20 protein-coding genes and 1 pseudogene are annotated in these 21,275 nt (G+C 71.4%); 10 read left to right on the top strand and 11 right to left on the bottom strand.

Going from position 1 to position 21,275, the window contains the following annotated elements; genetic code table 11:
• The first annotated feature begins 24 nt into the window (after window positions 1-24).
• The 5 genes from QIS99_RS22870 to QIS99_RS22850 are packed head-to-tail and all read left to right on the top strand — an operon-like array spanning window position 25 to window position 4,351.
• Window positions 25-336: an urease subunit beta gene (locus tag QIS99_RS22870; protein WP_282515510.1), complete on the top strand. Its 312-nt coding sequence runs from the start codon at window positions 25-27 to the stop codon at window positions 334-336.
• Window positions 329-2,041, top strand: a complete 1,713-nt coding sequence (locus QIS99_RS22865) for an urease subunit alpha (RefSeq protein ID WP_282515470.1) — start codon at window positions 329-331, stop codon at window positions 2,039-2,041. Before QIS99_RS22870 ends, QIS99_RS22865 begins: the two co-directional genes overlap by 8 nt.
• Window positions 2,042-2,824, top strand: a complete 783-nt coding sequence (locus tag QIS99_RS22860; protein WP_282515469.1) for an urease accessory protein UreF — start codon at window positions 2,042-2,044, stop codon at window positions 2,822-2,824.
• Window positions 2,814-3,533, top strand: a complete 720-nt coding sequence (gene ureG, locus QIS99_RS22855) for an urease accessory protein UreG (RefSeq protein WP_282515468.1) — start codon at window positions 2,814-2,816, stop codon at window positions 3,531-3,533. Before QIS99_RS22860 ends, ureG (QIS99_RS22855) begins: the two co-directional genes overlap by 11 nt.
• The gene (locus QIS99_RS22850) at window positions 3,497-4,351 is read left to right on the top strand and encodes an urease accessory protein UreD (RefSeq protein WP_282515467.1); all 855 of its coding nucleotides are present in this window, start codon (window positions 3,497-3,499) and stop codon (window positions 4,349-4,351) included. Before ureG (QIS99_RS22855) ends, QIS99_RS22850 begins: the two co-directional genes overlap by 37 nt.
• Here the strand turns inward: QIS99_RS22850 and QIS99_RS22845 are convergent.
• The 8 genes and pseudogenes from QIS99_RS22845 to ligD all read right to left on the bottom strand — a co-directional run bounded on the left by QIS99_RS22845 (window position 4,257) and on the right by ligD (window position 11,644).
• Window positions 4,257-5,123 carry an urease accessory protein UreD gene (locus QIS99_RS22845; protein ID WP_282515466.1) on the bottom strand — a complete coding sequence of 289 codons (867 nt, stop codon included), beginning with the start codon at window positions 5,121-5,123 and terminating at the stop codon, window positions 4,257-4,259. The two genes, QIS99_RS22850 and QIS99_RS22845, sit on opposite strands and share 95 nt — an antisense overlap.
• Complete coding sequence (ureG, locus tag QIS99_RS22840; protein WP_282515509.1) at window positions 5,120-5,797, bottom strand: urease accessory protein UreG; 678 nt, start codon at window positions 5,795-5,797, stop codon at window positions 5,120-5,122. The genes QIS99_RS22845 and ureG (QIS99_RS22840) overlap by 4 nt, the downstream gene beginning before the upstream one ends.
• A 109-nt stretch (window positions 5,798-5,906) precedes the next feature.
• Entirely contained in the window at window positions 5,907-6,572 is a 666-nt protein-coding gene (locus QIS99_RS22835; protein ID WP_282515465.1) for an urease accessory protein UreF, read from the bottom strand.
• Window positions 6,572-8,293: an urease subunit alpha gene (locus QIS99_RS22830; protein WP_282515464.1), complete on the bottom strand. Its 1,722-nt coding sequence runs from the start codon at window positions 8,291-8,293 to the stop codon at window positions 6,572-6,574. The genes QIS99_RS22835 and QIS99_RS22830 overlap by 1 nt, the downstream gene beginning before the upstream one ends.
• A gap of 1 nt (window position 8,294) precedes the next feature.
• On the bottom strand, window positions 8,295-8,615 hold the full coding sequence (gene ureB / locus QIS99_RS22825; protein WP_282515463.1) for an urease subunit beta: 321 nt from the start codon (window positions 8,613-8,615) through the stop codon (window positions 8,295-8,297).
• Window positions 8,612-8,914 (bottom strand): urease subunit gamma, encoded by a 303-nt coding sequence (locus tag QIS99_RS22820; RefSeq protein WP_282515462.1) that lies wholly within the window; start codon window positions 8,912-8,914, stop codon window positions 8,612-8,614. The genes ureB and QIS99_RS22820 overlap by 4 nt, the downstream gene beginning before the upstream one ends.
• Window positions 8,915-9,088: 174 nt before the next feature.
• Window positions 9,089-10,591 (bottom strand): annotated as a pseudogene (locus QIS99_RS22815) (DUF4246 domain-containing protein); the annotation flags it as partial.
• A gap of 141 nt (window positions 10,592-10,732) precedes the next feature.
• Complete coding sequence (gene ligD / locus QIS99_RS22810; RefSeq protein WP_282515460.1) at window positions 10,733-11,644, bottom strand: non-homologous end-joining DNA ligase; 912 nt, start codon at window positions 11,642-11,644, stop codon at window positions 10,733-10,735.
• 233 nt (window positions 11,645-11,877) lie between these two features.
• Between ligD and QIS99_RS22805 the strand changes: the two genes are divergently transcribed.
• Complete coding sequence (locus tag QIS99_RS22805; protein ID WP_282515459.1) at window positions 11,878-12,033, top strand: DUF6131 family protein; 156 nt, start codon at window positions 11,878-11,880, stop codon at window positions 12,031-12,033.
• 100 nt (window positions 12,034-12,133) lie between these two features.
• Here QIS99_RS22805 and QIS99_RS22800 read toward each other — a convergent pair whose 3' ends face one another.
• Complete coding sequence (locus QIS99_RS22800; RefSeq protein WP_282515458.1) at window positions 12,134-12,334, bottom strand: CsbD family protein; 201 nt, start codon at window positions 12,332-12,334, stop codon at window positions 12,134-12,136.
• A gap of 58 nt (window positions 12,335-12,392) precedes the next feature.
• On the bottom strand, window positions 12,393-13,163 hold the full coding sequence (locus tag QIS99_RS22795) for a DNA polymerase ligase N-terminal domain-containing protein (protein ID WP_282515457.1): 771 nt from the start codon (window positions 13,161-13,163) through the stop codon (window positions 12,393-12,395).
• A gap of 416 nt (window positions 13,164-13,579) precedes the next feature.
• On the opposite strand from QIS99_RS22795, the gene QIS99_RS22790 reads away from it, so the two are divergent.
• The 4 genes from QIS99_RS22790 to QIS99_RS22775 all read left to right on the top strand — a co-directional run bounded on the left by QIS99_RS22790 (window position 13,580) and on the right by QIS99_RS22775 (window position 19,656).
• A complete protein-coding gene (locus QIS99_RS22790; protein ID WP_282515508.1) occupies window positions 13,580-15,166 on the top strand; it encodes a Re/Si-specific NAD(P)(+) transhydrogenase subunit alpha in 1,587 nt (528 codons plus the stop codon).
• Window position 15,167: 1 nt separating this feature from the next.
• Entirely contained in the window at window positions 15,168-16,640 is a 1,473-nt protein-coding gene (gene pntB, locus QIS99_RS22785) for a Re/Si-specific NAD(P)(+) transhydrogenase subunit beta (protein WP_282515456.1), read from the top strand.
• A gap of 155 nt (window positions 16,641-16,795) precedes the next feature.
• Complete coding sequence (locus QIS99_RS22780; protein ID WP_282515455.1) at window positions 16,796-17,620, top strand: 3-hydroxybutyrate dehydrogenase; 825 nt, start codon at window positions 16,796-16,798, stop codon at window positions 17,618-17,620.
• 122 nt (window positions 17,621-17,742) lie between these two features.
• Window positions 17,743-19,656, top strand: coding sequence for a helix-turn-helix domain-containing protein (locus tag QIS99_RS22775; RefSeq protein WP_282515454.1), 1,914 nt, complete (start codon window positions 17,743-17,745; stop codon window positions 19,654-19,656).
• A gap of 73 nt (window positions 19,657-19,729) precedes the next feature.
• Here QIS99_RS22775 and QIS99_RS22770 read toward each other — a convergent pair whose 3' ends face one another.
• Entirely contained in the window at window positions 19,730-21,133 is a 1,404-nt protein-coding gene (locus QIS99_RS22770) for an MFS transporter (RefSeq protein ID WP_282515453.1), read from the bottom strand.
• Window positions 21,134-21,275: the final 142 nt, after the last annotated feature.

The raw sequence follows: 21,275 nt of genomic DNA, 5'->3' as shown, positions 1-21,275 counted from the left end.
GAACAGCCGCACATCGACCGGCCGTTGGTCCCCGGCGAGATCCTCTACGGCGACGGCCCGGTGGTGATCAACGAAGGCAGGGACACGGTCACCATGCGCGTGATCAACACGGGAGACAGGCCCGTACAAGTCGGGTCGCACTACCACTTCGCCGAGGCGAACCCTGCGCTGGAGTTCGACCGGCAGGCGGCGTGGGGCAGGCGGCTGAGCGTGCTGTCCGGCGGATCGGTGCGGTTCGAGCCGGGCGCGCTGGTGGAGGTGGTGCTGATCCCGATCGCGGGACAGCGCGTCGTCGCCGGGCTGCGGGGAGAGTGCGGAGGGCCGCTCGATGGCTGACGTCCAACGCCGGGAGTACGCGGCGGCGTTCGGCCCCACCACCGGGGACCGCATCCGCCTGGCGGACACCAATCTGTTCATCGAGGTCGAGGAGGACCGCTGCGCCGGCGGTGACGAAGCGGTCTTCGGCGGCGGCAAGTCCATCCGCGAATCGATGGGCCAGTCCCGGGCCACCCGGGCGGAGGGGACACCCGACCTGGTCATCACCGGCGCCGTCGTCCTGGACCACTGGGGTGTGGTGAAGGCCGACGTGGGCATCCGCGACGGCCGGATCACGGCTCTGGGCAAGGCCGGCAACCCGGAGACCATGGACGGCGTCCACCCCGACCTGGTCATCGGACCGTCGACGGAGATCGCCGCGGGCAACGGCATGATCCTCACCGCCGGAACGATCGACACGCATGTGCACTTCGTCGGCCCGGACATGTTCGAAGAGGCCCTGGCCGCGGGCACGACGACCGTGGTCGGCGGCGGCACCGGCCCGACCCAGGGATCGCTCGCGACGCTGGCGACCCCCGGCGCGTGGTGGCTGGAGCGGATGCTGGAGTCGTTCGAGCCATGGCCGGTCAACGTGCTGTTCCTGGCCCGCGGCAACACGGTCTCCCACGACGCGCTGTGGGAGCAACTGCGGGGCGGGGCGGCGGGATTCAAGGTCCACGAGGACTGGGGGGCGACCCCCGCGGCGATCGACGCGGCCCTGACCGTCGCCGACGCGGCCGGAGTGCAGGTCGCGATCCACAGCGACACCCTCAACGAGGCCGGATTCGTGGAGGATCTGCTCGCCGCGGTCAGCGGCCGTACGTTCCACGCCTTCCACACCGAGGGCGCGGGCGGCGGCCACGCTCCGGACATCATCCGGATCGCTGCGGAGCCGTACGTACTGCCCGCCTCCACCAACCCCACCCGGCCGTTCACGCACAACACCATTGCCGAGCACCTGGACATGGTGATGGTGGCCCACCACCTCAACCCGCAGGTCCCCAACGACCTGGCCTTCGCCGAGAGCCGGGTCCGGACGGGCACCATCGCCGCCGAGGACGTGCTGCAGGACCTGGGCGCGCTGTCGATCATGTCCTCGGACGCACAGGCGATGGGCCGGATCGCCGAGGTCGTGTCCCGGACCTGGCAGACCGCCCACCGGATGAAGGCGCTGCGCGGGTCACTGCCGGGCGACGGCCCGGCCGACAACCACCGGGCCCGCCGCTACATCGCGAAATACACCATCTGTCCGGCCGTCGCCCACGGCTTGGAAGGCGAGGTCGGCTCGGTCGAACCCGGCAAGATGGCCGACCTGGTGCTGTGGCAGCCGGCCCTGTTCGGAGTGCGGCCGACCATGGTGTTCAAGGGCGGCATGGCGGCTTCCGCCGCGCTCGGCGACCCCAACGCGTCGGTACCCACTCCGCACCCGGTCCTGCCGCGGCTCGGGTTCAACGCCAAGAGCCCGTCGGCGGCCTCGACCAGCGTCGCGTTCGTCTCGCCGGCCGCGATCGAGGACCGTCTGTCCGAGCGGCTCCCGCGGGTCACCCGCCCGCTCGTGGCGGTCCGGAGCGTACGCGGCCGGGGCAAGGCGGACCTGCCCGAGAACACCGCGCTGCCCCGCATCGAGGTCGACCCCGACACGTACGGAGTCCGCGTCGACGGCGAGCTGATCGAACACGAACCCGCCCACGAGCTGCCCCTGACGCAGCGCTACTTCCTCTTCTAGATGACCGCATCGACCACCACGGCGACACCAGCGGCGCCGACCGGATCCGACTGTCCCCCACCACCGCCGGCACAGGGCTCGTTCGCCGCGCTGCTCCTGCTCGCCGACGGGCGTCTCCCCGCGGGGGCGCACGCGCATTCCGGAGGGCTTGAGGCGGCTGTCGCCTTGGAGGGCATACAGGACCTCGCCGGGCTGGAAGCGTTTCTGCGCGGTCGGGTGGCAACTGTGGGCCACGTCGCCGCAGCGTTCGCGGCCGCTGGTTGCGCGGCGGTGCGGTCCGGCGGCGAGGCGCAGGCCGGGAGCGGTTCTGTCGTCGCCGAACTGAGCCGACTCGACGACGAGTTGGAGGCGCGCACACCGTCCCCCGCCCTGCGCACCGCGTCCCGCCGACTGGGCCGCCAACTGCTGCGCTGCGCCCTGCGGGTGTGGCCGCACAGCACCCTCGACGAGCTCGCCGCGGCCGCGCCGCGCGGCCCGCACCAACCGGTCGCGCTGGGTGCCGTCGCGGCCGTCGCCGACCTGGAACCGCAGGCCGTCGCCTGGGCTGCCGTACACGACGCGGTCATGGTCCCGGCGACCGCCGCTGTCCGGCTGCTCGGGCTCGACCCCTACTCCGTCTACGCGGTACTCGCCCGGCTCGGCGACCAGCTCGACGCCGTGGCCACCGCCGCAGCCGCGCAGGCACACGACACCCCGGCGGATCTGCCGGCCCGGGGTGCACCGCTGCTTGACATCTCCGCCCAACTGCACGCCACCTGGGAGGTGCGTCTCTTTGCATCTTGACCACGCACGATCCGACACGTACGACCAAGAGCGGTCCGAGCGGCAGCCGGACGGCTCCCGGTCCCCCGCGGACACGACGCCGTCCTCCCCGGGACGGGCCGTTCAGGCCCTGCGGGTCGGGATCGGCGGCCCCGTCGGCTCCGGCAAGACCGCTCTCGTGGCCGCGCTGTGCCGCGTGTTGAGCGCCGAGTACGAGCTGGCGGTCGTGACCAACGACATCTACACCACCGAGGACGCCGACTTCCTGCTGCGCCATGGCGTGCTGCCCGCCGAGCGGGTCCGGGCCGTCGAGACCGGCTGCTGCCCGCACACCGCCATCCGGGACGACATCTCAGCCAACCTGGAAGCCATCGAGGAGCTCCAGGTGAGCCTCCCGCGCCTTGACCTCGTACTGGTCGAGAGCGGCGGGGACAACCTGACCGCCACGTTCAGCTACGGTCTGGTCGACCGCCAGGTCTTCGTCGTCGACGTGGCAGGCGGCGACAAGGTGCCGCGCAAGGGCGGCCCCGGAGTCACCCGGGCCGACCTGCTCGTCGTCAACAAGACCGACCTCGCGGTGAACGTCGGCGCCGATCTGACGGTGATGGCCCGCGACGCCCACGCGCAGCGCGGCGACCTGCCGGTGCTGTTCACCTCCCTGACCGAGGACCCGGGCGCCACCGCCGTCGCCGCATGGGTCCGCGAACTCCTCACCGTGCCCGCCCGCTGATGCGGGCCCGCGCCGAACTGGCGGTCGCGCTCACCGCGGGTTCCGGCGGCCGGGGCCGCAGCCGGGTCGCCCGGCTGCGGTCGGACGGCCCGCTGCTGCTGCGGCCCGCCATCGCCACCGGCCCCGAGCCGCTGCGGCGTTGGAGCCTGGCCGGCCAGAACACCGCCCGGATCTCCCGCGCGGCCGGCGCGGGCGGCCCCCTGGGCGGCGACGACCTGCGGTTCCACGTAGAGGTCGGCGCCGACGCCGCCCTCGTCCTGCGGGACGTGTCGGCGACCCTGGCCCTGCCCGGTCCGCACGGCGAGCCGTCCCGGATCCGGACGACGGTACGGGTGGGCCGGAACGCCACCCTGGTGTGGCTGCCCGAGCCGGTCATCGCCGCGCGCGGCTGCGACCACCACAGCAGCACACGTGTCGTACTGGAGCCGGGCGCGCGTCTGCTGCTGCGCGAGGAGCTGCTGCTCGGCCGGTACGGGGAGCATCCCGGGACCGTCAGGCAGCGGCTCCGGGTCTGCCAGGGAGACCGGCCGCTGTACGACCAGGAGCTGGCGGTCGGCCCCGGCACCCCCGGCTGGCAGGGGCCGGCCGTCACCGGTGGGCGCCGGGCGCTGGGTTCCCTTCTCGTGGTCGATCCGCGGTGGAGCGCCGAGCACGACGGCCCGCCCGCTGTCACGGCCAGGCCGGACACCGCGGTCCTTCCGCTGTCCGGTCCCGCGGTGCTGGTCACGGCCCTGGCCGAGGACGCGATCGGCCTTCGCCGCCGGCTGGACGACGGTGCCGCGGAGCTGGAGCAGACGGCGGCGGCGCCGGCCCGGTAGCCGGGGCGGGCGACCCCGCACCCGACACCCCCGCCTGCCAGTTCTCCCAGACCGCGGCCAGTTCCGCGTCGATCTCCGGGGCCACCGTGTCCAGGAGCCGTACCTGTGCCGCAGGACCCGCCAGCTCCATGCGGTACGGGTGGTGCGGGCCCTGCGGGCGGAAGCCGAGGGCGGTGACCGCACCGATCACGCGGTGGGGCCCCAGGACGCCGGGGAGTTCGCGTACGTCCGGGTCCGTCAGGTCCAGGTCCTCGACCAGCAGGTCGTGACCGTCGTAGGCGGCGCGGGTGGTTGCCCGGACGCTGCCGCCTCGCTCGCCGGAGCGTCCCAGGACCAGGGTGTCCCGCCACAGCATCCGCGCTCCGGCGGCCAGGGAGACGTCCATCGACCGTGTCACCCGGGCGCCGTCGCAGACCACGAACGGGCGGGCGTCCCAGTGCAGTTCACCGTACGCGGCGATGTCGACGCGGGCCCGCCACCGGGAGGTGCCGCCGCGGTGGTCGTAGGCGACCAGGCCGGACGGTTCCACCAGCTCCAGGCGGGCCCCGGGGCCGACCGAGATGTGCAGCACCAGATCGTCGCCGGCGAGCAGCCCGGCCCGGGTGCCGACCAGGGCGATCCGTACGCGGTCGGGGGCCGGGAGCAGGGGGCGGGGGGCGAGGAAGGCGCCGGGGCGCAGTTCGCGGACGAGGGTGCTGCCGTTGCGGGCGCGCTCCACGGTGACGACCGTGGGGTCGGCCGGCTCGGCGCCGGCCTTCGGGTGCCGGGTCACGAGTCGTGGCTGTGGGCGTGGCTGTGCGCGTGACTGGGGGCGTGACTGTGGGGTGCCATCGGTCCCGGGTCGCTGGGGATGTGGGTGCCGTCGCGGTGGCGGGCGAGCACCGACCGCACCCAGTCGGCGAGCTCGGCGACCGACCCGGGGTCCTTCCTGGAGAGCGCGAGGACCGGCAGACCGCCGCGGGCGCTCCGGGCGTCGGCGACCATGGCGGCCACGTCGACCTCGACGTACGGCGCCAGGTCGGTCTTGTTGACGATCAGCAGGTCGGCGCCGGTGATGCCGGGGCCGCCCTTGCGCGCCACGTCGCCGCCGCCCGCCACGTCGATGCAGAACAGCTGGGCGTCGGCGAGCGCCGGGCTGAAGGTGGCGGTGAGGTTGTCGCCGCCGCTCTCGACGAGCACCAGGTCGAGTGGCCCGTACGCCTCCTCCAGGTCCTCGACGGCGTCGAGGTTGGCGCTGACGTCGTCACGGATCGCGGTGTGCGGGCAGGCGCCGGTCTCCACCGCCCGGATGCGTTCCGTGGGCAGTACGCCGGCCGAGCGGAGGAAGCGGGCGTCCTCGTCGGTGTAGATGTCGTTGGTGACCACGGCCATGGCGAGTTCACCGGCCAGCTCACGGCACAGGGTGGCGAGGATCGAGCTCTTTCCGGTGCCGACCGGGCCCGCCACCCCGAGCCGGAGGGCGCGCGGGGTGCCGGTCGGCCGGTCGTGGTGGTCGCCGGGCTGCTGCTGGTTGGGCTGCTGCTGGGTGGGTGGCTGCTGGGTGGGCTGCTGCTGGTCAGGCAAGGAAGAGTCTCCGTTCTCGTCGTGCGTGCTGGAGCGCCCACTCTTCGGTGAGCGGGGCTGTACGGGCGGGCAGTTCGGCCGGGGTCCGTACGGCGAGGGCCTCGTGCGCCGCGGCCGTGGCGTCCGGCTCGGCGGCGAGGACCCAGGCGACCGTGTCGAGGGGGTCGCCGGGCAGCAGCTTGAGCGCCGCCGAGGTGATGGTCTGCAGTTCGTCGTAGACGACCGCGTGCGCCAGGTCTTCCTCGGACACGTTCAGGACGGCTCCGAGGGCGCCGAGCGTCACCGGCCGCAGGGGGCGGGGCCGGACCGCGGACAGGGCGGTGACCGCCGGACGGTCCGGGGCCAGCCGGCGAGCGAGGCGGTGCACTCCGCGGCCGAGTGCCGCCGACGCCTCGCGCAGGGGCGCTGCGGGAGTGCGGGCGGCCAGGGCCCGTTGTACGGGACCGTAGTCCACCAGGTCCTGTCCGGCGGCCCGCAGGGCGAGGACGGCTGCGGCCGCCTCGGTGACGGCCGCGGTGCGCAGCCGTGCCCGCAGCAGTGCGGGAATACGGTCGCGGGTGAGCCCTGCCGCGACGGCCGGTTCGAGTCCGGCGCTGTAGGTGTACGCGCCGACCGGGAGCCGGCCGTCGCCGAGCAGGAGGGGTGCCAGGCCCGGCATCAGAACAGGGAGTACCGCTGGGCGAGCGGCAGTTCGGCGGCCGGGGCGGGCTCGACGAGCTCTCCGTCGATCCGGATGGCGAAGGTCTCCGGGTCGACATCGATGTCGGGGAGCGCCGTGTTGTTCGGCAGGTCGGCCTTGGTGAGGTGGCGGGTGGGCCGCACCGCGACCAACTCCCGTTCCAGGCACAGCTGTTCGGCGAGGCCGTGCTCCAGGGCCGCCGGGGCGACGAAGCTGACCGAGAGGTGCGGGGCGGCGCCGGCCGCGGCGGTGGGGCGGAGCAGCACGGGCTGGGTGGTGGGGATGGCGGCGTTGGCGTCGCCGAGGGGCGCGTACACCACCATGCCGCCCTTGAGTACGGCTGCGGGGCGGATGCCGAAGAAGGCCGGGTCCCACAGCACGAGGTCGGCGAGTTTGCCGGGTTCGACGGAGCCGACGACGTGGTCGATGCCGTGGGCGACGGCGGGGCAGATCGTGTACTTGGCGACGTAGCGGCGGGCGCGCTCGTTGTCGGCGGGCAGGGCCTTGTCGGCGGGCAGGTCGCTGTGGCGGTCGCCGAAGCGCTGCTTCATGGTGTGGGCGACCTGCCAGGTGCGGCAGATGACCTCACCGATGCGTCCCATGGCCTGGGCGTCGGAGGAGGTGATGGACAGGGCTCCGATGTCGTGCAGGACGTCTTCGGCGGCGATGGTGGTGGCGCGGATGCGGGACTCCGCGAAGGCGAGGTCCTCGGGGACGCGCGGGTTGAGGTGGTGGCACACCATCAGCATGTCCAGGTGCTCGGCGACGGTGTTCACGGTGTGCGGGAGGGTCGGATTGGTGGACGCCGGGAGGATGTTGGGGTGGGAGGCGACGGTGATGATGTCGGGCGCGTGGCCTCCTCCGGCGCCTTCCGCGTGGAACACGTGGATGCCGCGTCCGGCGATGGCGTCGAGGGTTCCTTCGACGTAGCCGACCTCGTTGAGGCTGTCGGCGTGCAGGGCGACCTGCAGACCGTGGGCGTCGGCCGCCTTCAGTGCGGCGTCGATGGCGGCGGGGGTGGCGCCCCAGTCCTCGTGGACCTTGTAGCCTCCGGCGCCGCCGAGCGCCGCTTCGCGCAGGGCCTCCTCGCCGACGGTCGAACCCTTGGCGAACAGCATGATGTTGAGCGGTACGCGGTCCAGGGAGCGGTGCATCATCGCGAGGTTCCAGGCGCCTGGGGTGACCGTGGTGGCCTTCGATCCCTCGGTGGCGCCGGTGCCGCCGCCGATGACGGTAGTGGTGCCGGTGGCGAGCGCCTCGTGCAGGGTCTCGGGCATCAGGAAGTGGACGTGGGTGTCGACGGCTCCTGCGGTGAGGATGCGGCCCTCGCCGGAGACCACGTCGGTGCCGGGGCCGATCACCAGGTCAGGGTGGACGCCGTCGCTGATGTCGGGGTTGCCGGAGCGGCCGAGGGCCACGATCCGGCCCGCCCGGACGCCGACGTCCGTCTTGACGACGCCCCAGTGGTCGAGGACGACGACATTGGTGATGACGAGGTCGAGGGCGCCGCCGGCGCGCGAGGTGGTGGCCTGGCCCATGGATTCGCGGAGGGACTTGCCGCCGCCGAACACGGCCTCGTCGCCGCCGAAGCAGCGGTCTTCCTCGACCTCGATCCAGAGGCCGGTGTCGGCGAGGCGGACGCGGTCGCCGGTGGTGGGTCCGTAGAGCGAGGCGTAGCCGGCTCGGGTCAGTTGTGCCATGTCACCTGTTGTCCGTTCGTGCGGTCCGGGTGCCGGGCACGACGATGCCGGGCACCGCCCGACGGCCGCCCAGTTCGACGAGGCTGACCTCGGCACCGACTCCGGGTTCAAAACGCAGGGACGTTCCGGAGGGAATATCGAGCCGGAAACCTTCGGCAAGGGATCGGTCGAAGGAAAGTGCGGGATTTGCGTCGGGGAAATGCAGATGGGAACCGATCTGAATGGGGCGGTCGCCCTCGTTCACCACGGTCACATGAAGTTGAGTGCGGGTGTCATTTATTTTGAGTACGCCGGACCCGGTCCGGATCTCACCGGGGATCACGGGATCGGCGAGGTGATCGTGACGAGCTTGCGCCCATCGGGGAAGGTCGCCTCGACCTGGACGTCATGCAGCATCTCCGGGATGCCTTCGAGCACGTCAGCACGGGTGAGGACCTGTCGCCCCTCGGCCATCAGGTCGCTGACGCGGGCACCCTCGCGGGCCCGTTCCAGCGCCCAGCAGGCGAGCAGCGCGACGGCCTCCGGGTAATTGAGTCGCACGCCGCGCGCCCGCCGGTCACGAGCCACCATCCCGGCGACATTCAAAAGCAGCTTTTCCGTGTCGGACGGAGTCAGAAACATGGGGAACCTCCGGGGGAGGTCGTCACCGGAATTCCCGGAATTACTTCACTCACGCTCTTCTTATAAGCCTCCCGACGCCGTCGTGGCAACTCGCTCCGCGCCTTGATAAGTCCTTTTCTACCCTTATCGCCCTCCATATACGGGCAAACAGGGCAAAAATTTTTACCTTGCGACTCAGTGTTCGCAGAGGGAGAACTCTCGCTCGTAGAGCTCCTCGTTGTGTTCGTCGACGAAGAACTTGCGTTCGTGCATGAGCTGTTCGCGGTGGCCCTTGGCCTGCTCCAGGGTCATGGTCGAGGTCTCGGCCCAGGGTTGCTGCGGCGGAATGTCGGAGGTCGAGACGATCTGCTGATCCGGGTCGACCAGGAAGAACGCGAGGATCTTGCGGTGTCCCGGCCGGGTGGGGTCGGCGAGGCGGAACGAGCCGACGCGGTGCTGCAGGATGTTCGGGAACGCCAGGCAGCGGCCCTCCGGCGTCGACGCCGAACCGAGGACCTGGTTCAGCGGGTCCTCGTCGTCCAGGCCGTAGACCTCGCTCACGCCGGCGTCGTCGCTCTGCTCGTAATCCGGGTCGTCGAGCGCGGCGCGGAAGCTCAGCCGGCTGTCGGTGATGTTCTCGCTGTCCCAGTAGTGGATGGCGGTCGAGACGATCCGCTCGTTCAGCATGCCCTCGACGTGCCAGGAGCCGCCGGCGTACTCGGGCTTGTCCGGGGTGAGCCGGATGGTGGCGAGCTTCGCTATGACCTGCAGGCGCCGGCCGCGCAGGTCGGCCCGGGCGGTCGCGTCGGGTGCCGGGGGAGCGATGAACTCCGGGGCGTCCGGGACGACCGGGCGGCGGTTCTCCCACCAGCCGTCCATGGCTTCCTCATAGGCGGCGTACGCGTCTTCGTCGTCGCTGTCGGGCTCGACCGGTTCGCTGCCGTCGTACCAGGAAAACGGGTCCGCCTCGATGCGCAGGGGCCGTGGGTGGCGCAGGTCCGTGAGGACGTTTTCGAGAAGCGGGAGCATGCGGCCGAGCAAGTCCGGCAGTACAGCGGCGAGTTCGCGGTGGTGCACGGGGTGGACGTTGTTGACGTACGAGAGGAAGCAGACGTCGCCGTCGGCGCCGACCTGGACGTCGGTGGGCAGCCACTGGAACTTCTCCGAGAACTGGTACTTCGTCCAGTGCTTGTCCGCCGGGCTCTTCCACGCGTGCTCGGGTCCGCCGCTCACCTCGCGGACGTTGCAGAACAGGGAGGGGTGGACCAGGTCCAGTACCTGCCCGTCGGATCCCGGGTGCCAGTCCTTCTCCGCTTCGGGGACGTCTTCCAGGACCCGGACCGCCGCACGCAGCCGGGACTTGAGCTCGTCGTCGACCAGGGCGTCCGACTGCCACACGCCGTCGACGGCGGACACCTCGATGCCCGTACGTGCGTCGCGCAGCTCGGCGTAGTGCGCGAGTTCGGCGAGTACGTAGCGAATCTGTGCCTCGGTCATGCCCTGGTCGGCGGCTTCCCGCGTCCAGTTGGCGACGATGCCGGAGTCCTGCATCTTGGCGAACCAGTCCGGCTTCGAGCGTATGTGGGCGCTGCACTGGATCATCTCCAGTTCCCGCCGGGTCCTGGGCGGCGCCATCGGCATCGCGTGGGCAGTGGTGAAGGGCAGGGGGAACGTGGCCATGCCGGTCAACTCGCTGGATCCTTCCGGGTGGTGGGCAAGTGCCGGGAAGGCTACTTGAGGCTACTGACATCGCCCTTGCCCTCGCCCTCATGGTCGACGAGGTTCACCCCTCACCCCTCACCGCTCACCGCTCACCGCTCACCGCTCACCGCTCACCGCTCACCGCTCCGTGAGTCTGCGCAGGCGTCGGGCCATGGGCGGGACTGAGCGGGCTCGACGTGCGAGTCCTGTCCACGGGTTGCCGTCGAGACGGTCGCCGAGGTCGGTCAGGGTCCAGCGCCGGGCGGTGAGGTCCGGGGCGTCCAGCTCGTCCCAGGCCAGCGGGACGGCGACCGGGGCGCCGGGTCTGGCGCGTACGGCGAAGGGGGCGACGGCGGTCTGGGCGTAGCCGTTGCGGGTGACGTCCAGGTACAGGCGTCCGCGGCGGGCGGCCTTGCGGGTCTGGGTGGTGAGCTCCTGCGGATGCCGTGCTGCCAGCACTTCCGCGGTGTCGCGGGCGAAGGCGAGCACGTCGTCGGCGTCGTCCCGCCGGTTCAGCGGTACGAGGACGTGCAGGCCGCGGGAGCCCGTGGTCATCAGGCCCGAGGGGATGTCCAGCTCTTCCAGTACGTCGTGCAGGAGGTGGGCCGCCCTGCGGACCGGTTCGAAGTCGTCGTCCGGGGGGTCGAGGTCGAAGACAAGGCGGTCGGGGCAGCGGGGCCGGTCCGCGCGGCTCAGCCAGCGGTGCGGGGTGATGCACGCCTGGCTCGCGAGGTAGACCAGGGTCGCGGTGTCGTCGCAGACCACGTGCGTGACTTCGCCGCCCTCCTTGGGCACCCGGACGCGCCGCACCCACTCGGGGAAGTAGTCGGAGGCTTCCTTCTGGTAGAAGCCCTCATCCTCGATCCCGTCCGGCATCCGCTCCAGCATCAGTGGCCTGCCGCGCAGTTCGGGCAGCATCCGCGGCGCCACGCGACGGTAGTGCGCGACGAGGTCGGCCTTCGTGATCGCGTCCTGCGGAAACAGCTCCTTCCCGGCCCGCCTCACCTCGACCGACCGTCGCCCGGCCCGCACGACACGCCTGCCACTCACGACCTCACCGCCTCAGCTCCCCGTCCACGTCTCAGCTCTCCTCGTGGCTTCTCTGGCTTCTCCGGCTCTCTGGCTTCTCCGGCTTCTACGGCTTCTCCGGCTTCTACGGCTTCTACGGGACCGAAGCCCTGCCGCGCCTCCGTGAGTGCATGAAAGCAGTTAATCCGGGAACTTCGCTTGTGCAAGAAATGCAAGAAGCGGGGCGAGAACTGGAGCGAGAAGTGGAGGCAGACATGATTGTCCTCGGACTGATTCTCCTGGCCATCGGTCTGGTCGCCGGAATTTCCATTCTCACGACCATCGGCGCGGTTCTGGTCGTCATCGGCGCGGTGCTGTGGCTCCTCGGCTCGCTGGGGCACGCGGTGGCCGGGCGTCGGCACTACTGGTAAAAAACCGGGCACTACCGGCAAAAGCCCGGCGCACATTTCCCCGTGATCGATCAGCGGGGTGCGGTGCGCCGGGCTCCTGCCGCGGAATCACATGGCGGAATCACATGGGGTCGGTGGGCTTCTCCGGCATGGAACGGCGCGCCTCACGTGCGCGCTCCTGGGCCTTGCCGCGGAGCTTCTTCGCCTCGCCGCGGGCCTGTTCCGCCTTGCCCTCGACCTGCTGCTCGCGATTTCCCGTGACCTTACCGGCCACTTCCTTCGCTTTTCCCTTTGCCTTGTCCATGCCGCCCTTGTCGGCCATGGCTCCTCCTTGTTCGGAAAGGCTGACGTCGTTGTTCGGAAAGGCTGACGCTCCCAACCTAGGCCGGAGCGGCGCCCCGCACATCTTGGAGCTTGTCCGGCGCCCACTTCGGAGCGTCGGGGTCCTCGGCGACCTGGCGCAGGGTGCGGCCACTGCGTGCGGAACGGGCACGCCGCGGATCAGGGGTGCCACGGCCCGGACTGCGCCCGGATCCGGTCCGTACGAGGAGCCACACCGGCTGGGCGGAGGCGGCACCCCCGGCCGTTTCCTCGCGGCCGTGGAAGCGGGTGAGCGCGTACTGCCCGCGCAGCTTGCCGCCGTGCAGTTCGAACGTGACGTGCCCGCCTTCCAGGGCCTGGGCGAACGGCACCGGGCGGTGGCGCCTGTCGTGGCTCGTCGACCTGTAGGTGCCGCGGTCCCAGACGATGACGGTTCCGCCGCCGTACTCGCCCTGCGGGATGACGCCCTCGAAGTCGCGGTACTCCAGCGGGTGGTCCTCGGTGGGCAGCGCGAGTCGCTTGTCCCGCGGATCGGTGGAGGGGCCCTTGGGGACCGCCCAGGACTTCAGTACGCCGTCGACCTCAAGCCGGAAATCGAAGTGCAGCGTCCGCGCGTCATGGATCTGCACCACGTACGCAGGCTCCTCGTCGTACACGGGCTCCTCGTCGTACACGGGCTCCTCGTCGTACACGGGCTCCTCGTTGTACACGGGCTCCTCACCCGAGGCCCGCGCGTGCTGCTCCCGGGCGGTGCGCTCGCCACTCGGCTCACTCGTCGTGTCGAAATGTCGTCTGCCGCGGTACGTCCGCAGCCGGTCCTTGCCGCCCACGGCGGTTCCTTCCTCCCGCGCCTGCTCGTCGGGGGCAGCGCGTCGGCTGCCCTCCCCGTCTTCGTCCGATGCTCAGGAGGCGCATGTTCGTCACGGTCCCGGGCATGGATTAGAGCCGGCCCTGCACCCGGAGGACCGGCCGGGCGGCGTGCGCGCACCGATACGGGGCCTTTCGTCTGGACATAGCCGGGATATCGCTCTACGTCATCAGGTGTCGCAATCGTCACCAGATTTCACCCACGTAAAGCCGGCCGGTGTTGTGTTCACGACATTCATCGGAAAGGTCTTCCTCGGAGTGCTGCTCACGGGGTGAAGTGGGGCCGCGTGATCCCGATCAACGGCGGGCGTGCCGCCATGCCCGTCAAGCCGGGCGTGCCGCCATGCCCGGATCCGGGCGCCCACCCATGCGCACTTCTATGTCGAGTTGGAGGCAGGCCGATGACGGCAAGCACAGCGAACGGAGAACCCTGGTGATCGTCGGAGTCCTCAAGGAGGCGCGGGCGGGCGAGAGTCGGGTGTCGGCGACACCCGTCACCGTCGAACAGATCCGCAAGCTGGGGTACGAGGTCGTCGTGGACCCGGGCGCGGGCGTCGCGTCGAGCTTCGCTGACAGCGCGTACGAGGCCGCGGGCGCGACCATCGGCGACGCGGCGGCCGCGGACGTCGTCCTCGGTGTGAACGCCCCGAGCCCCGCACAGCTGGACGGGGTGCGGGCGGAGGCGACGGTGATCGCCCTGTTCTCGCCGGCCTTCGACCCGGAGATGGTCGAGGCGTTGGGGCGCCGTCCGTTCACGGCGCTGTCGATGGACGCGGTGCCGCGGATCAGCCGCGCGCAGTCGATGGACGTGCTGTCGTCGATGGCGAACATCGCCGGCTACCGGGCCGTGGTCGAGGCCGCGCACGAGTTCGGGCGGTTCTTCACCGGCCAGGTGACCGCCGCGGGCAAGGTGCCGCCCGCCAAGGTCCTCGTCGCGGGCGCGGGCGTCGCCGGACTCGCCGCGATCGGTGCCTCCGGCTCGCTCGGTGCGATCGTACGGGCGACCGACCCGCGGCCCGAGGTGGCCGAGCAGGTGCGGTCGTTGGGCGGCGAGTACCTGTCGATCGAGTCGCCGGAGGCGGAGGTCTCGGCGACCGGCTACGCCAAGGAGATGGGCGACGACTACAAGGCGCGCGAGGTCGAGCTGTACGCCTCGCAGAGCCGCGAGGTCGACATCGTCATCACCACCGCCCTGATCCCGGGCCGCCCCGCGCCGAAGCTGATCACCGCGGAGATGGTGGCCGGGATGAAGCCGGGCTCGGTGATCGTCGACATGGCGGCGGCCAACGGCGGCAACGTCGAGGGCACCGTGAAGGGCGAGAAGGTCGTCACCGAGAACGGCGTGACGATCATCGGGTACACCGACCTCGCGGGCCGGCTGCCCGCGCAGGCCTCGCAGTTGTACGGCACGAACCTGGTCAACTTGTTGAAGCTGATGACGCCGGACCAGGACGCGCAGCTGGTCCTCGACTGGGACGACCCGGTCCAGCGCTCCATCACCGTCGTACGCGAGGGCGAGTTGGCGTGGCCGGCCCCGCCGGTGCAGGTCTCGGCGGCCCCGGCGCCCGCGGCCTCGGCGCAGCCCGCGCCGCAGCAGCAGCCCGAGAAGGCGCCGATGACGGCGAGGCAGCGGTTCGGCGGGGTGGCCTTCGGGGCGCTCGCGCTGTTCCTCGCCGCCGCGTTCGCACCGCCGGCGCTGCTGCCCCGCGTCACCGTTTTCGTACTCGCGATCGTGATCGGCTACTACGTGATCGGCCATGTCCACCACGCGCTGCACACGCCACTGATGTCCGTGACCAACGCGATCTCCGGGATCATCGTGGTCGGCGCGATGCTGCAGATCGGGCACTCGACCAGCACGGCCGTCATGGTGCTGTCGTTCGTGGCGATCCTTCTGGCCACCATCAACATCGTCGGCGGCTTCGCGGTGACGCGTCGCATGCTCGGCATGTTCAGCAGGAGTTGAGATGTCTGCGACCATCGCCGCCCAGGCGGCCTACCTCATTGCCGCGCTGCTGTTCATCCTGGCGCTTGCGGGTCTTTCGAAGCACGAGTCGGCCCGGCTCGGCAACGCCTTCGGCATGCTCGGCATGGGAGTCGCCCTGGTCGCGACGCTCGTGCTCGCCGCCGCCGGTGACCTCAGCGCCGCCGGCGTCGGGCTCCTCGCCGTCGCGATGCTGATCGGCGCCGCCATCGGCCTGCAGCGGGCCCGCCGCGTCGAGATGACAGGAATGCCCGAACTCATCGCGCTGCTGCACTCGTTCGTCGGTCTGGCGGCCGTCCTTGTCGGCTGGAACGGCTTCCTGGCCGTCGAGAACCACCCGGGCGGCGCCGAGGCCAAGGCCCTGGACGCGCTCGGCACACTCGGCATCCACCATGCCGAGGTGTTCATCGGGGTGTTCATCGGCGCGGTGACCTTCACCGGCTCCATCGTGGCGAACCTCAAGCTTGCCGCGAAGATCAACTCCAAGCCGCTGACGCTGCCCGGCAAGAACGCCCTGAACGTCGGTGCGCTCGTGCTGTTCCTCGCGCTGACGGTGTGGTTCGTGATCACGCCGTCGCTTGGCCTGCTGATCGCCGTGACGCTCGTGGCGCTTGCGCTCGGCTGGCACCTGGTCGCCTCGATCGGCGGCGGCGACATGCCCGTCGTGGTGTCGATGCTCAACAGCTACTCGGGCTGGGCCGCTGCGGCCTCCGGTTTCCTCCTGGAGAACGACCTGCTGATCGTCACCGGTGCGCTGGTCGGCTCCTCCGGTGCCTACCTCTCGTACATCATGTGCAAGGCGATGAACCGCTCGTTCCTGTCCGTGATCGCGGGCGGCTTCGGCATCGAGGCGCCGTCGGGTTCGGACGTGGACTACGGCGAGCACACGGAGATCACCGCCGAGGGCGTCGCCGAACTCCTCGCCTCGGCCCGGTCGGTGATCATCACGCCCGGGTACGGCATGGCCGTGGCGCAGGCGCAGTTCCCCGTTGCGGAATTGACGTCGAAGCTCCGGGCGAAGGGCGTGGACGTGCGGTTCGGCATCCACCCCGTGGCGGGCCGGCTGCCGGGCCACATGAACGTGCTGCTCGCCGAGGTGAAGGTGCCGTACGACATCGTCCTGGAGATGGACGAGATCAACGACGACTTCGCCGAGACGGATGTCGTCCTCGTGATCGGGGCCAACGACACGGTCAACCCGGCCGCGGCGGAGGACCCGGGCAGCCCGATCGCCGGGATGCCGGTGCTCAGTGTGTGGAACGCGGGCAAGGTCATCGTGTTCAAGCGGTCGATGGCCTCCGGGTACGCGGGCGTTCAGAACCCGCTGTTCTTCCGCGAGAACACCTCGATGCTCTTCGGCGACGCGAAGGACCGCGTCGAGGACATCGTCGGCGCACTGGGCGACCGCGGCCCGCGCCGTGCCGAGGCGGGGGCTTCGGTCAAGGCTTCCGTGTAGCCGGAGTGGCCGGGCCGGGCCGGTGTGCGTCCGTCGTGGCGCGCACCGGCCCGGCGGCGTTTGCCGCACACACATGGTGTGGCCCCAGCTCTCCGCCTCGAAGTGTGGGTTCTGACCACATGGGGGCGGTCGTATGTGCTGCCTAGGGTGCCTGCATGAGCGCCTCACCCAGCACCCGCACCCCCTTCGTCGCCGAGGACCCGGCCCGCCGTACGGTCTCCCTCGACCTGGCCGGACGTACCGCGCTGGTCACCGGGGCGGCCTCGGGCATCGGCCGCGCCTGCGCGCTCCGCCTGGCCGCCGCCGGTGCGCGGGTCAGGGCCGTGGACCGGGACGCCGACGGGCTCGGCGCACTGGCCGACGGGAGCGTGGACGGCGCCGGTGCCATCGAGCCGTACCCGCTCGACCTCACCGACCTCGACGCCGCCGAGTCCGCCGCCGCGGGCTGCGACGTCCTCGTCAACAACGCCGGGCTCCAACTGGTGCGCCCCATCGAAGAGTTCCCGCCCGAGGTCTTCCACACCGTCCTCACCGTGATGCTGGAGGCCCCGTTCCGCCTCCTGCGGGGCGCGCTGCCGCACATGTACGGGCAGGGCTGGGGGCGTGTAGTCAACATCTCGTCGGTGCACGGGCTGCGTGCTTCGCCGTATAAATCCGCGTATGTCGCCGCCAAGCACGGGCTGGAAGGACTGTCGAAAACGGCGGCGCTCGAAGGCGCACCGTACGGCGTGACATCGAACTGTGTGAACCCCGGGTACGTCCGCACGCCCCTGGTGGAGAAGCAGCTCGCCGACCAGGCCGCCGCGCACGGCATCCCGGAGGAACAGGTGCTCAGGGACGTGCTGCTGCGCGACAGCGCCGTGCGGAGGCTGATCGAACCGGAGGAGGTCGCCGAGGCCGTGCTGTACCTGTGCGCCCCGCAGGCCTCCTTCATCACCGGCACCTCGATGGTCGTCGACGGAGGCTGGACGGCGCACTGACGCGGAGGCCGGGGCCGGCCGGGCCCGCGGTCCCGCGCTCGCGACGACCCAGTGACACGGGCCGGAAAGGAGTTATCCACAGGCCTGGCGGCGATGTCGGCCGCGTCGGTCATGCTGTTCTCATGTCCATCGATCACCCGCCGACCGCCGTCAGCGCGGAGGCCCCCTACCTCAAGCTGCTCGCGCGGGACGCCGACGCCGAGGCGTACGAGCAGCCGGTCCGGACGGCCCGAGCCGAGGGCGCGTCCGCCGGCCGGATCGCCGAGCTCGAACACGCCAAGCTCCTCGCGCTGCGGGTGCGCGCCGAGCTGGAAGGCCGCAGACGGCGCGAGGCCGAGCTATCGGCCCTGTTCGAGACCGCCCACGACCTGGCCGGGCTCCGCGATCTCGACGAGGTGCTGCAGGCGATCGTGCACCGGGCGCGCTCCCTGCTCGGCACGGACATCGCGTATCTCTCCCTCAACGACCCGGTCGCGGGCGACACCTATATGCGGGTCACTGAAGGCTCCGTCTCGGCCCGCTTCCAGCAGGTGCGGCTCGGCATGGGGGAGGGGCTCGGCGGCCTCGTTGCGCAGACGGCCCGGCCCTATGTGACCGACGACTACTTCCGCGACGAACGCTTCCGCCACACCTGTTCCATCGACACGGCGGTGGAGGACGAAGGCCTGGTCGCGATCCTCGGAGTGCCCCTGCTGCTCGGCACGGACGTGATCGGAGTGCTGTTCGCCGCCGACCGCCGGGCGCGGGTCTTCGAGCGGGAGCAGATCGCGCTGGTCCGCTCCTTCGCCGCGCTCGCCGCAGCCGCCATCGACTCGGCGAACCTGCTGGCCGAGACCCGCACGGCCCTCGCCGACCTGGAGCACGCGAGCGACATCATCCGGGACCACAGCGGCGTCATCGAGCGCGCGTCCGACGTGCACGACCGCCTCGCCCAGCTGGTGCTGCGCGGCGGCGGAGTGCAGGACGTGGCGGCGGCCGTCTCCGAAGTCCTCGGCGGCACGGTCGAGTTCACCGACAGCTCCGCCGCCCCCGCCCAGGCCCTGGAACGCTCCCGCGCGGACGGCCACGCGGTGCCGCACGGCGACGACTGGACCGCGGCGGTCGCGGCCGGCGGCGAACTCCTCGGCGCCCTCGTCATGCGCGGCCACCCCGCGCTCGACCCGGTCGACCAACGCACCCTGGAGCGGGCCGCGATGGTCACCTCGCTGCTGCTCCTCGCCCGCCGCTCGGCCGGAGAAGCCGAGCGCCGCGTCCGAGGAGAACTCCTCGACGACCTCCTCGACGGCCGGGACCACGACCCACGCCTGCTCCGCGAACGGGCGGCACGCCTGCAGGCCGACCTGGACTCCCCGCACGTGGTCCTCGCCGCACACCTGGGCTCCGGCGCGACGACCGGCGACCGCGAGGGCGCGGCCCGCGGCAGGCTCTGGGCCGCCGCCTCGCACCTGGCCGCCACCCGGCACGGCCTGGCCGCCGAACGCGACGGCGGTACGGTCCTGCTGCTCCCCGTCGAAGAGCGGTGCACCGCGGCCGAGTTGGCGCAGGAGGCGGCCCAGAGCCTGAGCGCCGCCGCGCGGGAACCGGTCACCGTGGGTGCCTCCGGCGCGGTGCGCACCCCGGCGGCCGACCCCGAGTCGGTCACCGTGGGGTACGCGGAGGCGCGACGCTGCGTGGACGCGCTGCGGCTCCTCGGGCGCACGGGCGAGGGAGCGGCCACCGAGGACTTCGGATTCCTGGGACTGCTGCTCTCGGACGGCCGGGACATACCCGGCTTCGTGCGCCGCACGATCGGCGAGGTCGTGGCGTACGACGAAAGACGCAGCACGGACCTCGTCCGCACCCTCGACGCCTACTTCGCCTCCGGCATGAGCCCGGCCCGTACGAAGGACGCGCTCCATGTGCACGTGAACACGGTGGCGCAACGCCTGGAGCGCATAGGCCGCCTGCTCGGGGAGGACTGGCAGAGCCCGCCCCGGGCCCTGGAGATCCAACTGGCTCTGCGCTTGCACCGGTTGGGGGCGGCGGTGGGGCGGTAGCCCATGGCGCTCGCCGGAGGGGCTGACGTGCAGCCCCTCCGGCGGCCCCCGGCCCACCCGGACGATGCGTGCGTCAGCCTCGGACGGTGCGTGCGTCGGCCGGCGGCGTGGCCGGCTCGTCGATCGCGTCGCCGGAGGTCGCGTCGACCTCGCTGAGGTCCTGGTGCCGGGTCTCGCGGGCCAGGCCGACGGCGAGCAGGGTGAGCAGCGCCGCTGCGATCACGTAGAGGGCGATGGGGGTGGAGCTGCCGAAGTCCGCGAGGAGAGCGGTCGCGATCAGCGGGGCCGGGGCGCCCGCGGCGACGGAGGAGAACTGGGCGCCGATGGAGGCCCCCGAGTACCGCATCCGGGTCGCGAACATCTCGGCGAAGAAGGCGGCCTGGGGTGCGTACATCGCGCCGTGCAGGACCAGGCCGACGGTGACCGCGAGGAGCAGGCTGCCGAAGGTGCCGGAGTCGATGAGGGAGAAGAACGGGAACATCCAGGCGCCGATGCCGGCCGCGCCGAACAGGTACACCGGCCTGCGCCCGATGCGGTCGGAGAGGGCACCCCAGGCGGGGATGACCGCGAAGTGCACGGCGGAGGCGAGGAGCACGGCGTTGAGGGCGGTCTGCTTGGACACACCGGCGGAGGTGGTCGCGTACACGAGGATGAAGGCGGTGACGACGTAGTAGCTGATGTTCTCCGCCATGCGGGAGCCCATGGCGATCAGGATGTCGCGCCAGTGGTGGCGCATGACGGCGACCAGCGGCATCTTCTCGACCTGCTCCTTGCCACGGGCGGCGGCCTTCTTGGCCTCGGCGCGGGCCAGGGCCTCCTTGAACACGGGGGACTCGTCGACGGAGAGCCGGATCCACAGGCCGACCATGACGAGCACGCCGGAGAGCAGGAACGGGATGCGCCAGCCCCAGGAGACGAAGGCCGACTCGGAGAGGAGCGCGGTGAGCGCGGAGAGGACACCGGTGGCGAGCAACTGCCCTGCGGGGGCACCGGTCTGGGGCCAGGAGGCCCAGAACCCGCGGCGGCGGGCGTCGCCGTGTTCGGAGACGAGGAGCACGGCGCCGCCCCACTCGCCGCCGAGCGCGAAGCCCTGGACCAGGCGCAGCACGGTCAGCAGGATCGGTGCGGCGGTCCCGATGGTGGCGTGCGTGGGCAGCAGTCCGATGGCGAAGGTGGCGCCGCCCATCATCAGCAGGCTGAGGACGAGCAGCTTCTTGCGGCCGAGCCGGTCGCCGTAGTGGCCGAAGACCAGCGCGCCGATCGGCCGGGCGGCGAAGCCCACGGCGTACGTGAGGAAGGAGAGGAGGGTGCCGACGACGGGGTCGGACTCGGGGAAGAACAGCTGGTTGAAGACCAGGGCGGCCGCCGAGCCGTACAGAAAGAAGTCATACCACTCGATCGTCGTGCCGATGAGGCTCGCGGCGACGATGCGCTTCAGGTTGGACGGCGTTGGTGGAGCGGTTGCTGCGGAGGCCATGTGCACCACTTCCTGGCGGTGAGCGGGGGACGTGTATCTGCTGGTACGTGCTGGCACAAGGTAGGAACACGCAGGTCAGTGGCACATGTGGTGGGACACCATAGTTCGGCGGGTGACTATGGCGTTGCGACCGCCCTCTCGC

The organism is Streptomyces solicavernae (assembly GCF_029968095.1).
Taxonomy (GTDB): Bacteria; Actinomycetota; Actinomycetes; order Streptomycetales; family Streptomycetaceae; genus Streptomyces; species Streptomyces solicavernae.
This window is presented reverse-complemented; position numbering and strand designations above follow the sequence as displayed.

Bases quoted from the DNA above. Each gene is read 5' to 3' on its own strand.
- QIS99_RS22865 (WP_282515470.1), top strand. From the start codon at position 329: ATGGCTGACGTCCAACGCCGGGAGTACGCGGCGGCGTTCGGCCCCACC.
- QIS99_RS22860 (WP_282515469.1), top strand. From the start codon at position 2,042: ATGACCGCATCGACCACCACGGCGACACCAGCGGCGCCGACCGGATCC.
- QIS99_RS22850 (WP_282515467.1), top strand. From the start codon at position 3,497: ATGGGTCCGCGAACTCCTCACCGTGCCCGCCCGCTGATGCGGGCCCGC.
- QIS99_RS22835 (WP_282515465.1), bottom strand. From the start codon at position 6,572: ATGCCGGGCCTGGCACCCCTCCTGCTCGGCGACGGCCGGCTCCCGGTC.
- QIS99_RS22830 (WP_282515464.1), bottom strand. From the start codon at position 8,293: ATGGCACAACTGACCCGAGCCGGCTACGCCTCGCTCTACGGACCCACC.
- QIS99_RS22820 (WP_282515462.1), bottom strand. From the start codon at position 8,914: ATGTTTCTGACTCCGTCCGACACGGAAAAGCTGCTTTTGAATGTCGCC.
- QIS99_RS22805 (WP_282515459.1), top strand. From the start codon at position 11,878: ATGATTGTCCTCGGACTGATTCTCCTGGCCATCGGTCTGGTCGCCGGA.
- QIS99_RS22800 (WP_282515458.1), bottom strand. From the start codon at position 12,334: ATGGCCGACAAGGGCGGCATGGACAAGGCAAAGGGAAAAGCGAAGGAA.
- QIS99_RS22790 (WP_282515508.1), top strand. From the start codon at position 13,580: ATGTCGAGTTGGAGGCAGGCCGATGACGGCAAGCACAGCGAACGGAGA.
- pntB (WP_282515456.1), top strand. From the start codon at position 15,168: ATGTCTGCGACCATCGCCGCCCAGGCGGCCTACCTCATTGCCGCGCTG.
- QIS99_RS22780 (WP_282515455.1), top strand. From the start codon at position 16,796: ATGAGCGCCTCACCCAGCACCCGCACCCCCTTCGTCGCCGAGGACCCG.
- QIS99_RS22775 (WP_282515454.1), top strand. From the start codon at position 17,743: ATGTCCATCGATCACCCGCCGACCGCCGTCAGCGCGGAGGCCCCCTAC.
- QIS99_RS22770 (WP_282515453.1), bottom strand. From the start codon at position 21,133: ATGGCCTCCGCAGCAACCGCTCCACCAACGCCGTCCAACCTGAAGCGC.